At 36.6% G+C, this 14,371-nt stretch carries 14 protein-coding genes; 12 read left to right on the top strand and 2 right to left on the bottom strand.

All coding sequences use genetic code 11. The features are described from left to right. Nucleotides 1-140: 140 nt before the first annotated feature. From A9G44_RS09560 to A9G44_RS09545, 4 genes are all read left to right on the top strand, one after another. A complete protein-coding gene (locus tag A9G44_RS09560) occupies nt 141-962 on the top strand; it encodes an AraC family transcriptional regulator (protein ID WP_065610674.1) in 822 nt (273 codons plus the stop codon). Between the two features lie 115 nt (nt 963-1,077). Then, a complete protein-coding gene (locus A9G44_RS09555; protein WP_065610672.1) occupies nt 1,078-1,839 on the top strand; it encodes an IS5 family transposase in 762 nt (253 codons plus the stop codon). Between the two features lie 259 nt (nt 1,840-2,098). Then, nucleotides 2,099-2,299 (top strand): YgaP family membrane protein, encoded by a 201-nt coding sequence (locus A9G44_RS09550; protein WP_034915691.1) that lies wholly within the window; start codon nt 2,099-2,101, stop codon nt 2,297-2,299. Nucleotides 2,300-2,454: 155 nt separating this feature from the next. After that, the gene (locus tag A9G44_RS09545; protein WP_051634372.1) at nt 2,455-2,718 is read left to right on the top strand and encodes a hypothetical protein; all 264 of its coding nucleotides are present in this window, start codon (nt 2,455-2,457) and stop codon (nt 2,716-2,718) included. Nucleotides 2,719-2,893: 175 nt separating this feature from the next. Here the strand turns inward: A9G44_RS09545 and A9G44_RS09540 are convergent, their stop codons facing one another. Continuing rightward, the gene (locus A9G44_RS09540; protein ID WP_051634374.1) at nt 2,894-3,436 is read right to left on the bottom strand and encodes an RNA polymerase sigma factor; all 543 of its coding nucleotides are present in this window, start codon (nt 3,434-3,436) and stop codon (nt 2,894-2,896) included. Between the two features lie 143 nt (nt 3,437-3,579). Between A9G44_RS09540 and A9G44_RS13835 the strand changes: the two genes are divergently transcribed. Further along, on the top strand, nt 3,580-3,702 hold the full coding sequence (locus A9G44_RS13835) for a hypothetical protein (RefSeq protein ID WP_257006596.1): 123 nt from the start codon (nt 3,580-3,582) through the stop codon (nt 3,700-3,702). Nucleotides 3,703-3,775: 73 nt separating this feature from the next. Here the strand turns inward: A9G44_RS13835 and A9G44_RS09535 are convergent, their stop codons facing one another. Then, nucleotides 3,776-5,125 carry an MFS transporter gene (locus A9G44_RS09535; protein ID WP_065589464.1) on the bottom strand — a complete coding sequence of 450 codons (1,350 nt, stop codon included), beginning with the start codon at nt 5,123-5,125 and terminating at the stop codon, nt 3,776-3,778. Nucleotides 5,126-5,358: 233 nt separating this feature from the next. Here A9G44_RS09535 and A9G44_RS09530 point away from each other — a divergent pair, with 233 nt between their 5' ends. The 7 genes from A9G44_RS09530 to A9G44_RS09500 all read left to right on the top strand — a co-directional run bounded on the left by A9G44_RS09530 (nt 5,359) and on the right by A9G44_RS09500 (nt 13,784). Then, nucleotides 5,359-5,922, top strand: a complete 564-nt coding sequence (locus A9G44_RS09530; protein WP_065610669.1) for a DNA-3-methyladenine glycosylase I — start codon at nt 5,359-5,361, stop codon at nt 5,920-5,922. A 12-nt stretch (nt 5,923-5,934) separates the two neighbouring features. Continuing rightward, entirely contained in the window at nt 5,935-6,558 is a 624-nt protein-coding gene (locus A9G44_RS09525) for a YdcF family protein (RefSeq protein ID WP_065560938.1), read from the top strand. Between the two features lie 100 nt (nt 6,559-6,658). Further along, on the top strand, nt 6,659-8,020 hold the full coding sequence (gene mnmE / locus A9G44_RS09520; protein ID WP_034915492.1) for a tRNA uridine-5-carboxymethylaminomethyl(34) synthesis GTPase MnmE: 1,362 nt from the start codon (nt 6,659-6,661) through the stop codon (nt 8,018-8,020). 873 nt (nt 8,021-8,893) lie between these two features. Continuing rightward, entirely contained in the window at nt 8,894-9,826 is a 933-nt protein-coding gene (locus A9G44_RS09515; protein WP_065610667.1) for a hypothetical protein, read from the top strand. Nucleotides 9,827-10,374: 548 nt separating this feature from the next. Next, a complete protein-coding gene (locus A9G44_RS13570) occupies nt 10,375-10,527 on the top strand; it encodes a hypothetical protein (RefSeq protein WP_179854838.1) in 153 nt (50 codons plus the stop codon). A 58-nt stretch (nt 10,528-10,585) separates the two neighbouring features. Then, entirely contained in the window at nt 10,586-11,920 is a 1,335-nt protein-coding gene (locus A9G44_RS09510; protein ID WP_065610665.1) for a hypothetical protein, read from the top strand. A 430-nt stretch (nt 11,921-12,350) separates the two neighbouring features. Continuing rightward, complete coding sequence (locus A9G44_RS09500; RefSeq protein WP_143426367.1) at nt 12,351-13,784, top strand: hypothetical protein; 1,434 nt, start codon at nt 12,351-12,353, stop codon at nt 13,782-13,784. Nucleotides 13,785-14,371 lie beyond the last annotated feature (587 nt).

The raw sequence follows: 14,371 nt of genomic DNA, 5'->3' as shown, positions 1-14,371 counted from the left end.
TGATTTATTGCTAATTTATTTTTAATATATATAGTTATATTTATTTTATTTGAATTAAGTTGGGCTAATTTAGGATAGTTAGTAAAACAAAAAATTACTAACTAATTCCAGCCACAAAATATTACTTAGAGGCCATATAAATGAATATTTCACTCATTTCTCCAGAGGTCGCTTCTTCTGATAACGAACCTATGATTATATCGGCATCACTCAAATCCCCATCAGTGAAAGTAACAGAACTTCATCATCACTCGAGAGGACAACTAGCTGGTACATTACAAGGTTTAATTTCAATTGAAGTGGAAAGTAGTCAATGGGTAATACCCGCAACTCATGGTATATGGATACCTCCAGATACACAGCATTCTCTTCTCGGATCACATGGGCCATTCCACGGATGGAGTATCTATATACAAAAAAGCGAATGTAATAATCTGCCGAATAAATCCTGCATGCTAGAATTATCTAGTCTATTGCGTGAAGCAATTACCCGAACCATGACATGGAATAATTCAGAATTGCAACCCGAGCATAAGCGATTGATGGCAGTGATTGTCGACGAGATTAGTATAATCCCTCAAGTTGAGATAGCACTCCCAATGCCAAAAGATATTCGTTTGTTAAAAATTGCTTTAGCTTTGTCTAATAATCCTAGTGACGATAGAAACATTAATGAATGGAGCGTTTGGGCTGGGATTTCTCGACGCTCATTAACTCGTCGATTTACAAATGAAACTGGATTTAATTTCACAGAATGGCGACAGAAACTACGTATGTTAAAAGCTTTAGAGTTGCTTGTTGCGGGCAGACCTATCACAGAAATTTCTTTAAATTTAGGTTATGATAATATTAGTGGTTTTATTGCTATTTTCCGTCGAAATTTCGGGGTAACTCCAGGTAATTATCAAAAAGCGATGAGAAATAACCACCCATGGAGAAACTTTAATGACACTATCATTTAAGATGATAATTATATTAATGATAAATTAGGGCGTGTTGATCTTTCGTGATTATTTTTTAGACGGCATGATGTGAGTTATAATAATTCTGCAAAAAAAAACCATAACTCGATTCATCATACCAAGAACAATGCTAACAGATAAACGGTGGGAAAAGCTACTACAAATAATGAAAAATACCGGTCGAGTTTATAATAAATCCGAGCATCGGATGACGTTTGAAGGGATCCTTTTTCGAATGAGAACCGGTATTCCTTGGCGAGATTTGCCAGAAGAGTTTGGTGAATGGAGCACTGTCTATAGGCGATTTAATTTGTGGTCTAAAAAAGGAATATTAGTTGATATTTTCAAACATTTATCACAACTAGCGGATTTTGAATGGGTGTTCCTAGATGGCTCGATTATCAGGGCTCATCAACATAGTACAGGCGCTGCAACGGAGTATTCCGAGCAAATAGGTCAGAGCTGTGGTGGTAATTCAACTAAAATTCATCTTGCGGTTGATAGTGGTGGTTTGCCTATTTGTTTTGAGCTTTCTGAAGGACAACGACATGATATCACTTATGCAGAAAACCTAGTTGAAAAGCTCGATGAAGTCAATACAGTGATAGCCGATAAAGGTTATGAAAGCGAGCCTTTTCGGTGCTTTGTTCGTCAAAAAGGCGGACGAACGGTGATTGCTAAACGTAATTATGGTAAGGATATAGATATAAGCAGTATGGATAGGTGCCTTTATCGCTATCGTCATTTAGTCGAGAATGCCTTTGCTAGAATCAAGCAATATCGTTCAATATCAACTAGATACGATAAGTTAGAAAGGAATTATGCCAGTATGGTATCACTGGCATTTATGTTAATGTGGCTGCCAATGTATTGTTGAGTAATTTATGTACAGCAAAGATCAACAGCCCCTAATCAATTACAATTAATTTTTTAATTATTTATAACTATCCTTTACCTAAATTCACTCCTAATTTGAAATACCTATAAACTTAAATAAAAGACATTAATTCAATGTATTCCGCTAATTTGATAATTAAAATCCATTTAAATGAAAATTTTTTGAATCTTTTTTTGATTTTGTCGACTCTTTATTAGAGTAGTTCATTATTAAATCTAATTTTAAAGAGGAAAAAAATATGAGTTTTAAAAAAAATATTCCAAGTTTTGAGCGTTTATGTCGAATTATTATTGGTGCCTGTATTGCTTATTTAGGCTTTCTTTTTGCTCCAACAGCCCTAGTAATGTGGATTGCTATCGCAACAGGAATAATTCTGGTTTGTACTGGAACTATAGGATTTTGCCCTATGCGTTCAATTATGAAAAGAAAAATAAACTAGCTAAAAAATCCACTCGCTACTTCCTTGATATAATGATGAATAACAGTTTACTTTGAGGAAGTACATATTACAGGATATCTCTCATTGATATCACCATTAAGAGAAAAATGTAAATAAAATGAAATTTAAATTAAATAATTTTAAGAGGTAATGTCATGTTTAGAAGTAGTTCTGTATTAAGGCATTTACTACGAGGATGTATTGGATTTGGTTTGCTCGGTTTAACAATATATCTGTTCATTCAAGGTGCTGTCTGGAGCGTTTTATTGGGACTTGTATCGGCTGTTTTAGGGTTTTTTGTATTAAGAGGATGCCCTGCCTGTTGGGTAATTGGTCTCATAATGACTATAACCAATCCAGGTAAAACATGTATTCCCTGTACAAAAAAAGATGAATCAATTTCAACAGACTTAAAGTGAAAATAGCTCAATGTGTGAATTTGTTATGTTGCATGGTTACTGCCCCTAGCTTGCTAGGGGATGAGTATCTAATCAAGTTAAATCATATTTTCTTTAATGCCATTTGTATTCATTACCATAAATAGTTCCTTTATAATTGTGAATATTAATATATAAAGTATTCATAATTACTATTTCAGTGTGAATGACCACTAATCTCTAATTTTTTTCGTATAATATTTCTAGCTCTGTGAAGTCTACTTTTCACTGCTTCTGGGCTAATTTCAAGCATATTAGACACTTCATAAGTTGATAATTCTCTGATATCTCTAAGAATTATTACACTTCGATAAGTATAGGGAAGAGAAATTATTGCTTTAGTTAAGTCAATTTTTAATATTGATTCATCAGCTATAGAGTTACTAGTTCCAAATAGCTCTTCCATATCATCAGGATCCATTGCGAATGTTTTGTTATTTGAACGAAATATTCTGTAGCATTCTCGCTCAATAATGCGAAACAACCACGCTGACAGTGCGGAAATAGTTCGCAAAACACCTATTTTTTTATATAAAACCCAGAGTGCCACTTGTACTGCATCTTCTGCGTCTTCAGCAGTGGAACAAACTTTTCTTGAAAAGCGATTTAGATCTGGTTGGCATTTTTCGAGTAATTTAGCCATAGCAACTTCATTACCTGAACTGGCCTGTAAAATGAGATTATCATCAATTTTTTTCATTATTTTTTCCTCTACTATATAAAAGAGGTTTGAAGGTATGAAAAGGATTCAAATAATTTTAAATATTTTTGTAACTATCCCCTAAAATAGTACAGCAAAAAAGTAGAAAATTCTCTATGATAAAAGTAAAAGGGAATTTAATTATGAAAAAAATGGCTGAACATCAAATCGTGGCTATTTTAAAAGATGATCACAGTTCTTGGCATGATGAATCGAGTTATGGTTGTTTTTTGCAGAATTATTATAACTCACATCATGCCGTCTAAAAAATAATCACGAAAGATCAACACGCCCTAATATTTTTATAATTAATGTTTTTATTATTTAGGCTTTTATCGATTAATGATTTGCATCACTTTGCCAGCCATTTTTAGCTAAAGGAAAGAAACCGACCCCAACCGCAATTAACGCTACAAAAGAGATGTAAATACCAGCACCAAGATAACTATATTGACCTAATAAATGTTCAGGGCTTAATAGATAAATGGTTAATGTTGGTGTAAATGCACTAAATAGCGCATAGGCTAAATTATACGAAAATGACAAACCCGAATAACGAATCGCAGGAGGGAAAGCTCTTGTACCAACTATTGCTGTCATTGCAACAGAACCAATAAATAGCCCAAATACAGCCCAAAGCGAATAAAGTTTAGTTAAGGACATATCTGGCGACAAAGAGCTATAAAATACAATGCTCATAATAGCAAGTCCGCCCCAGTTAATTAGCATTGTTTTGGTTGTACCTATTTTATCTTCTAACCAACCAAAAATAACGCAACCGATAGTCAAAGTTAGTGCAGCAATACAACCACCAATACGCCAATCAAGATTAGCAAAATGGTACATGCCACCTACAATACGACCCGGTGTAATCAAAATACCCACCATAATTGCCGTCGACAACGACCAAGTCAAAAGAGCCACAATTAGGCAAGCTGTTTTATGTTTTTGAAGCACGGTAACGACAGGAATATTCTTTTCAATTGCTTTGCGTGCCGCTAACTCTTTAAAGATAGGTGTTTCAGATAAAAATCGACGTAAATAAACCGAAATAACGCCAAAAATACCACCAATAATAAACGGAATACGCCAAGCATAATCTAAAATATTTACGGTGGTAAAACAAAGATCAATAATGATAGTCACAATAAAGCCAAGTAAAATACCGCCAGTAATACCCGAAGTTAACGTACCGATACCTAAACCATAACGTTGCTTTGGCACATGCTCAGCAATGAAAACCCAAGCTCCTGGCATTTCACCACCAATAGCAGCACCTTGAAGCATACGCATCACTAATAATAACAGAGGTGCAAAAATACCAATCACTTCATAAGTTGGTAAAACACCAATGATAAATGTAGGTAATGCCATCATAGCCACGCTTAAGGTAAACATTCTTTTACGTCCGACTTTATCACCAAAGTGCGCCATAATAATGCCACCAACAGGACGAACCAAATAACCAGCAGCAAAAATACCCCATGCAAATAAATCTAACGTTAATGGCGATAAAAAATGCGGTAAAAATAGTGGTTTTACAATGGTATCGATGTAAAGCGCATAAATAACAAAATCATAAAATTCTAACGTACCACCCAAAGAGGATAAAACTAACGTTTTAAAATCCTGCCGATTTAATGGTCGAGCACTAGGCTGCCATTCCGCGTTGATTACAGACTGACTCATGGAAAAACCTTATTATTAAATTAAGTTAGAAAATAAAAAATCTATCTTTTATTGATTTAAGTTAAAAACGTGAGATTCATTCTGCCACAAAAAAAAGGCTTTTTTTTCATCATAAAAAAATTTAATGTATGTAACAAAACTACTTATTTGATTTATAATTTAACTAATCGAAGCTTAAAAAATATAAATCATGATAAAGCATAATCAATAATGGATAAATTAGATAAAATTTGATGACAAATAACAACAAAGTACGCTGTAGTTGGGTTTTGGATGACCCAATATACATTCATTACCACGATAATGAATGGGGCACTCCCCAATATGATAGCCTTAAACTATTTGAAAAAATTTGCCTTGAAGGGCAACAAGCGGGATTATCGTGGATCACTGTTCTAAAAAAACGCGATGAATATCGACGTTGCTTTTTTAATTTCGACCCACACAAAATTATTCAGCTAACGCCTGAAAATATTGAACATCTTTTAAAAAATAAAGGACTAATTCGTAATCGTTTAAAGCTAAATAGCATTGTAAAAAATGCTCATGCTTATTTAAACATGCAAAAAAATGGTGAAGATTTCTCGCAATTTATCTGGTCTTTTGTTAATAATAAACCAATTATTAACCACTTTAACGACAAAAGCGAAGTTCCCGTAAGTACTGATATATCAGAAAAAATGTCAAAAGCGCTAAAAAACAAAGGATTTACATTTGTTGGTTCTACCATCTGTTATGCTTTTATGCAGTCCATGGGATTAGTTAACGATCATTTTGAAAATTGTTATAAAAAATAAAGGAAAAAATGGATGATAGTAAAATCAATAAAGTATGGTATAGCCTTAATATTAGCCTATTTCATTATTGCTAACATTGCGATTTATATTTCTTCGATGCAAAAACCAATAAAAAATGCCGATACCTTGGTCATATTGGGAGCCCAAGTGATTAACACACCAGCCATAGCTTCTTCAACCTTAGCCGAGCGTTTAAATATTGCCATAAATTATTTACAAAATAACCCACAAACCAAAGTTGTTGTTTGTGGCGGACAGGGAAAAAATGAATCTGCAACTGAAGCTAGTGTAATGGCCCAATATTTAATTGAAAAAGGGATCGATGCTAATCGAATTTATCAAGAAGACAAATCAACCCGAACAGCCCAACAATTTATCTATGCAAATCGTATATTACCTTTAGGCAAAACGGTTGTGGTAACCAATGATTTTCATTTATTGCGATCGCTAATGCTTGCTAAACGTTCAGGAATTAACGAAGTATCAGGTTTAGCCGCGCCATTAGATTTGACTAAAAGAGATAAATATATCGCATTAATAAGAGAACCCCTAGCACTAGCAAATTCTTGGTTATTTGACCATCCAAGCGATAGTAAAACCTCTAAAAACCAATTACCAAGTCAACCATCTAACTAAAATCATCGGCACATTACGGCAAAAGCACGGGTAACTACTGTTTTTGCCGTGCGTCCATGATATCATTAACTATTAAAATTTAAATCAGTTACAGATAAATATGAAATCAGACACAATTGTTGCACAAGCAACACCACCAGGTCGTGGTGGCGTAGGTATATTGCGCATTTCTGGACCCCAAGCCCAAGCCGTGGCTCAGGCAGTATTAGGGCAAATACCCAAACCAAGGTATGCGCATTATCTTCCTTTTTTAGCTACTGATGGTTCAATTTTAGATGAAGGTATTGCGCTGTTTTTCCCAAATCCACACTCTTTTACAGGCGAAGATGTACTTGAATTACAAGGGCACGGTGGTCCAGTTATTTTGGATCTACTTTTAAAGCGTATATTAGAACTTCCTAACATCCGCATTGCAAAGCCGGGAGAGTTTTCAGAGCGTGCATTTTTAAATGACAAGCTAGATCTGGCTCAAGCCGAAGCTATTGCTGATTTGATTGATGCTAGCTCAGAACAAGCGGCAAAATCGGCAATATCATCTTTGCAAGGAGTATTTTCTAAAAAAGTGAATGCCTTGGTTGAATCCTTAATTCATTTACGCATATTTACCGAGGCAGCAATCGACTTTCCTGAAGAAGAAATTGACTTTTTATCTGACGGCAAAATAGAAGCACAGCTTAACCAAGTCATAACTCGTTTAAGCGAAGTTCGCCAAGAAGCTAAACAAGGATCACTGTTACGAGAGGGCATGAAAGTAGTCATAGCAGGGCGTCCTAATGCAGGAAAATCAAGCTTACTAAATGCATTAGCAGGGCGTGAAGCTGCCATTGTGACCGATATCGCAGGCACCACGCGTGATGTACTGCGTGAACATATCCATATTGATGGCATGCCACTACACATTATTGATACCGCAGGTTTACGAGAAGCTAGTGACGAAGTGGAACGAATTGGTATAGAACGTGCTTGGCAAGAAATTGAGCAAGCTGATCGTGTATTATTTATGGTTGACAGCACAACCACAACAGAAACCAACCCAGAAAAGCTATGGCCTGAGTTTATTGAACGCTTACCTAAAAATATGCCAGTAACCGTAATTCGTAATAAAGCCGATTTAACAGGCGAAAAGCTAGGATACAGTGAAGTAAATGGCTACTCACTGATTCAGCTTTCAGCTCGAACGGGGGAAGGCATTTCACTATTACGCAATCACCTAAAACAAACAATGGGCTTTACCAGTAGCACAGAAGGTGGATTTTTAGCACGTCGCCGCCACCTTCAAGCACTTGAAAAGGCAGCCGAGCACTTAAATAATGGTAAACACCAACTAGTCACCTTCCATGCTGGTGAATTGCTCGCTGAAGAGCTAAGATTAGCGCAAGAATCCTTAAGCGAAATCACAGGAGAATTTACTTCTGATGATTTATTAGGCCGTATATTCAGTTCGTTTTGTATTGGTAAATAGGTCAAACTTTAATTCTACGTTAAATAAAGTCTATAAAGCAGAACATTGCCTAGTTGTTGGTATATTCCAATATCAAAATGTGCTGACAACTAAGAAAATCAGCATCTCAAGTAAGAATTTTTAATCATGAACAAATTAAAGCTGGCATGTAATACTTAAATGCATTCAAATAGGCTTTAAACAAAATATAAAATTCCCAAAGATACTTTATAGCGAATTAATTTCAATAAAACAAAAAAATTAAATAAAATCAATATCCTACCTGAACGATTTTAGAGTAAGAAACACGCTTTTGGCACCTCAATGTTAATAAGCCTGCCTTATCAGAGCGCCAAAATATACCGATAACAAAGTAAAGCTAGCACGTCAAACTGGGCTGTTTGGCGTGTTTGCGTTTTAGATGTTATCACCAATATTAATCATTCCGTAAAAATCAAAAAGTCCTAAAGCTAACACCCTATTTTAATTATAAAATTAACCTATCTATAAAACCGAATCGTTTTCATCTTTACATTTCTTTACAAAAAAGTCCGCCAAAAAACTAGCCAACCATTTTTTTTATGGTTATACTTTTATCGTTGTAGGAAAACAAGCTTATTAAATAAGCGAATAATTATAAAAATTCAAATAAAACAAAATATTACTTGACACGAGGAACGTAATGCATTATCATTTTAGGCACAAGGCACAAGGCACAAGCACTGGCAAACCTATGTCTTAAATTTATCAAATAATCCTATTCGACGAGTTTTTATACGAAGCTCATTTATATCTTCCAAATCATTATCAAAATTAACCCAAAAAATCTTGTTGGTACTGTTATTAATACTGCATTCATTGAATTTGCAGGCATTAACTAGCAAAACTAGTCGAATGCATAATAATCGTAGCGATGCAATAATTTTGCCTTCATCTATGTTTGTCAACTATGTAAGGCCGAATCTAAGATTTGGTAATAGCCATGATGGCTTTTGGGGGAATAATCACGCAGGCCCACCTAACATATGGGATCCTGATAAAGGTTTTCTTGTTCAGGCAACTAATTTACCCGATTATGAACTTAATTTTCCAACTACGGGCTTAGATGGTTTATATTTTGATTTAGATATAGAAGGAGAAGATGCAAGTCAGTTGACTTGGTATGTTGAAACGGAAGGGGATATAAAAGCAACGGTGAGTTGGACGAGGCCAATCCAATTAGGAGATAGTGATATTTGGATTCCTCCGCATCAGAAATATAACCCTGATTATTATGTTACGCGGGTAACATTACATGGTCCTAGTGCAAGTCCTAGTCAGCGAAATTCAGATTTTCCTAGCCGACTGAAAGTTCCATCTTTGCCACAGACATTTGAATTGGTGGGAACAGATGGTCGTGGCAATGCGGTGAAGTATGGCTTTGTGTTAAAGCAGTGGTTCGTTAGTCGTGGTTTGGACTATTATCATATAGCTGGTTTTTCTGAACAATCAACATGGTGTGATAGTTTAGGTTATAAAATGTCACGGATAAGCGATTTAACCAATGCGAAGTGTGGTGTAGATGATAATTTCCCATGTAAAAATGGCGTAGATGGTGCTACACCGTCTTCAGAAGGTAATTTTTTTCAACGACAAATTGGTGCTGGATTTTTTACTGAATGGGGTGTTGTGGGCGATTATGGCGAAACCCCCGTCCCTCTGCAGCATTTATGGACGAGTGAGTTATATATGATCATGGATGGAGGCATAATTATGAATACTGGTTTAGATGTTGCTGATGATATGTCTATGTCCCCCCCCCTTGGTGTTATTTGCAGGACACCTTAACTCTTATTTCTTAAAACTTAGGGCACGGGCGTTTATGGTGTAAATAAAGGTAATATAACCAAGAATGAATCCTGTGAGTTAGTTGGGAACGCTGAACAGGCGCAAGGCTCTAAGCCTTGCGCTTTTGTTATTAAACAACGGTTATTAAACCGCTGTTATTAAATAACAAAAGCGCTTTTCTTATTTCTTAAAAAGCCAAATTCAACGTAATAAAAAAACTAGTCTATAAGTATATGATTTTATTTTAAAATAAAAATTAAATAAAATCAATACTCTACCTGAGCAATTTTATGTCTTCAAAAAACACCTATCCTACAAGTCCAAAAAACACCCCACCGACTCCAACATCGGTCGTTATCCCATCGCTAACAAATCTTTACAATAAATTAACAAAAAGCTGGCGTATTATTTATCATCAAGTTATAATTTTGGGGCTGTTTCAGGCAAGGAATCGCTCACGAATTAAGAGAAAAATCATAATAATTAAAATAAAACAATAAGTTATTTGACAGGATGGTCGAAATGCTCTATCACTATTGGCATCTGGCATGCCAAATCAACAGCCTAAATCTTTTTCAATTTCAACGTGGTTTAAATCAGAGTCAGTTCTTATTTTTATCATCGAAGTCATTTCGCATAATGAAATCGATGCCGTTATCGTCAATTTCCAAGCGGTTATCCAAACCTCCATTATTATGTAAATCCGCACTGGCCTTTGTGCCATTGTTGTTATTGTCATATACGCAGAAGGTGCAGGCGTTGACAGCACATACATCAAGGGCCATAGAGGGTAGTGCGCCGTATTTGACGTTTGATGGTGGACAGACAAAGGCAACTGATCCAGATACCTTTTTGGCGATAGAGTTGCCAGATGGACGGCGTATCACGTCATCGACAAATACATCGAGTTCGACAAATCCGATAATGGTTTCTGCTGGAATAACATTTAATGATATTCATACGGTATTGCCGTCGGGTGCAACTACGATAAGTTTAAATAGTTTAATTACCCAAGGGAAGTGGGGAGATGATGATGGTGATGGACAGGGTGTAAACGGTGTTGTAGCATCGGGAAGTATATCGGTATCATTTACGGATAAAGATGGTAGTGCCGTTAGTCGTGGTGATGCATTAGATATATGTAAAGCACCTTATAAGGTAACTTTAAGTAGTACTGAAGGGAATTTAGCTACGCAGTATGGTGAGCCAAGAAGTAGTACTTTTAGTGGAGGAACAGCGGAGTATTATATCACTCCACCACCACAGCCCGTTATTTGTTCGGTCAGGCCGAATCTAACTTATGGCACAGACAGCTTCGCAGGTCCAGCTAACATATGGAATCCAGCTAAGGGCTTTTTAGTTCAGTCTACTAATCCATCATCTTACGGTTTAAATTTTCCAACAACAGGTGCAGATGGATTATATTTTGATTTGGATATAGTTGGGGTAGATACAAGCCAGTTGAGTTGGGCAGTTAACACAAGTGGTAGTATACGTGCAACGGTAAGTTGGACAAGTCCACATTCTGGTACATTCACTTCCCCAATAGGGAAGACCATGCAAGCTGATAGGTGGATTACTGATAAATCCAAGAATGTAACACGGGTAACGTTAAGAGGTCCTCGTGCGGATAGCACTCAAATGCAGTCAGCTAATCCTAGTCAAATTACCGTGCCATCTATGCCGCAGACATTTGAGTTGATGGGAAGGGATAGTCGTGGTAATGAGGTGAGGTATGGATTTGTGTTGAGGCAGTGGTTCGTCAATCGGGGCAGTGAACGCAAAAAAGCTCCAGCTCATAAAACATGGTGTAATGGTTTGGGGTATAGCATACCACAGCTCAAAGATTTAACCAATGCGGTAAATGTTTCCGGCAGGTACAAGCGATACATAGGAGGAGGGCTTTTCACGGAGTGGGGCTACATGAGCGACTACTTTGATGCGGGCTTTGTCGCCTCAATATACTGGGCGGACAATCGCGTCGGTGCCAACTCAAGCAACGGCATCATCGGCAAAGACAGAAAAGATCCCCCATTCATAGGCAGCAGTAGACTTAACGGCTATGGCATTTGCACTGTGCGAGCGGAGCAGTAAAATTGGGTTTGTGCTGTTGTGGTTAATTGCTACAACAACATAAGCTCCAAACAGGTAAAGTAATAACTACTTTAACTCTTAATTTATGTTTTTTTAAATTTATTTACATTTCTTTACAAAAAAGTCCGCCAAAAAACTAGCCAACTATTTTATAAATGGTTATACTTTCATCGCTTTAGAAAGGTAAGCTTATTAAATAAGCGAATAATTATAAAAAATCGAAATAAAACAAAATATTACTTGACAGGTGGAACAAAATGCAGTACCATTTTAGGCACAAGGCACAAGGCACAAGCACTGGCAAACCTATGTCTTAAGTTTATCAAATAATCCTATTCGACAAGTTTTTACTCGAAACTTATTTATATTTTCGAAATTATCTCTCGAATTATTTTCGAAATTATCCACAAAACTATCTTTAAAAATCCCATTGGCATTAGCGCCGTTGTTGTTATTGCCGTACTCTTTAGAATCGCAGGCTTTATCGGCCACGACTTCTGAGCGCATTCATGGTACTGCGCCTTATTTAACTATTGATGGCGGTGTTACTAAAGTGACTGAAATAAGGGAATTATTAGGTATTAAGTTATCAGACGGTCGAACATTCACACCGCAAAATAATCCTTCATCACCGACAGCGCTAATCAAGTTACCTAATGTAGGGGATACTTTGGCTGATATTGAAATGATAGTCCCGCCATCAAGCGACTCAATAAATATAAATGATTTAGTGACCCAAGGTAAATGGGGAGATGATGATGGTGATGGACAGGGTGTAAACGGTGTTGTAGCATCGGGAAGTATATCGGTATCATTTACGGATAAAGATGGTAGTGCCGTTAGTCGTGGTGATGCATTAGATATATGTAAAGCACCTTATAAGGTAACTTTAAGTAGTACTGAAGGGAATTTAGCTACGCAGTATGGTGAGCCAAGAAGTAGTACTTTTAGTGGAGGAACAGCGGAGTATTATATCACTCTGCCGTCACAGCCCGTTATTTGTGCAGTCAGGCCGAATTTGTTGTTGGGTGGAACAACTGGCTTGGATTGGGACGACCCACGCTTCGCTGGTCCTGCTAACATATGGGATCCAGCTAAGGGTTTTTTAGTTCAGTCAACAAACCCATCATCTTACGACCAAAACTTTCCTACTACAGGAGCAGATAGATTGTATTTTGATTTGGACATAGGGGGTATTGACGCAAGTCAGTTGCGTTGGACAGTTAATACAAGTGGTAGTCTAAATGCAACGGTGGCTTGGAGGTTGCCAAACCAAGGTACAAACGAAGATAGATGGATTACGGATAAATCAAAATATGTAACACGGGTAACGTTAAATGGTCCAAGGGCAAGTAGTAGTCAGATAAGTTCAAGTAATCCTGGTCAAATTACCGTGCCATCTTTGCCACAGAGGTTTGAGTTGGTGGGAAGGGATAGTAGTGGTAATGAGGTGAGGTATGGATTTGAGTTGAGACAGTGGTTTGTTCATCGAGCAGATAAAAGGTTTTCTGTCTCTGAGCAGGCCGCTTGGTGCCGTAGTTTGGGATATCATCTTTCACGGGTCAATGAGGTAACTAACGCAGTTTGTTCTGGAGTGGGGGTTAATCCTGCTTTTCCTTGTACTGGAGCTGTTGGCGCTACGCCGCCGTCATCTGGTAATCATTACCAGCGTCAAATTGGTGCAGGTTTGTTCACAGAGTGGGGTTACATGAATAATTATGCCGATGCAGGTTTTCTCTATTTCGATCATTGGACGAGTGACGCTATAGGAGGCGATAAACACTTCGCCGTTAACTCAAACGATGGCTATGTGGACAGCAATAAGGACTTTCTCGACAGGTATGGTATTTGTAGCACACCTTAGTGTTTATTTTTTAATTTGTAGACGTAGGAGGGCGCTGAGCAGGCAAAGCCTGCGAGCCTTGCGCTTTAATGGCAGAAAATCAAAATAGCACCCCGACCGATACGACTTAAAAGCTTGCGCTTTTGTTATTAACTGACTGTTATTAACAAGTTATTATTAAATAACTATTATCAAATAACAAAAGCGCTTTTATTAAAAAGCCAAATTCAACGTAATAAAAAAATAACTAGCCTATAATTGTTTTATTTTATTTAAGAATTCAAACAAAAACTTAAATAAAATCAATGGTCTACCTGAACGATTTTAAAGTAAAAAACACACTTATAGCACCACAATATTAATATGCTTGCCTTATCACAGCATCAAAGCATGCCGATAACAAAGTAAGGTTATGGGCTGTTGGGTGTGTTTGTGTTTTAGATGTTATCAGCAATATTAATTATTCCGCTCATCTTTACATTTCTTTACAAAAAAATTACTAAAAAACTAGCTAGTTTTTTTTTAATAGTTATAATTCTATCTATTATGGAAGATCAGCTTATTTAATGAATAAATAAGTATAAATATAAAGAATTATTTAACGGATG

It is taken from the genome of Gilliamella sp. Occ4-3 (genome assembly GCF_001690675.1).
Taxonomy (GTDB): Bacteria; Pseudomonadota; Gammaproteobacteria; order Enterobacterales; family Orbaceae; genus Gilliamella; species Gilliamella bombi.
The sequence above is the reverse complement of the archived record's forward strand: the minus strand, read 5'-3'. Positions and strand labels throughout refer to the sequence as shown.

Bases quoted from the DNA above. Each gene is read 5' to 3' on its own strand.
- A9G44_RS09540 (WP_051634374.1), bottom strand. From the start codon at position 3,436: ATGAAAAAAATTGATGATAATCTCATTTTACAGGCCAGTTCAGGTAAT.
- A9G44_RS09560 (WP_065610674.1), top strand. From the start codon at position 141: ATGAATATTTCACTCATTTCTCCAGAGGTCGCTTCTTCTGATAACGAA.
- mnmE (WP_034915492.1), top strand. From the start codon at position 6,659: ATGAAATCAGACACAATTGTTGCACAAGCAACACCACCAGGTCGTGGT.
- A9G44_RS09525 (WP_065560938.1), top strand. From the start codon at position 5,935: ATGATAGTAAAATCAATAAAGTATGGTATAGCCTTAATATTAGCCTAT.
- A9G44_RS13835 (WP_257006596.1), top strand. From the start codon at position 3,580: ATGAAAAAAATGGCTGAACATCAAATCGTGGCTATTTTAAAAGATGAT.
- A9G44_RS09545 (WP_051634372.1), top strand. From the start codon at position 2,455: ATGTTTAGAAGTAGTTCTGTATTAAGGCATTTACTACGAGGATGTATT.
- A9G44_RS09515 (WP_065610667.1), top strand. From the start codon at position 8,894: ATGCATAATAATCGTAGCGATGCAATAATTTTGCCTTCATCTATGTTT.
- A9G44_RS13570 (WP_179854838.1), top strand. From the start codon at position 10,375: ATGCCAAATCAACAGCCTAAATCTTTTTCAATTTCAACGTGGTTTAAA.
- A9G44_RS09535 (WP_065589464.1), bottom strand. From the start codon at position 5,125: ATGAGTCAGTCTGTAATCAACGCGGAATGGCAGCCTAGTGCTCGACCA.
- A9G44_RS09550 (WP_034915691.1), top strand. From the start codon at position 2,099: ATGAGTTTTAAAAAAAATATTCCAAGTTTTGAGCGTTTATGTCGAATT.
- A9G44_RS09530 (WP_065610669.1), top strand. From the start codon at position 5,359: ATGACAAATAACAACAAAGTACGCTGTAGTTGGGTTTTGGATGACCCA.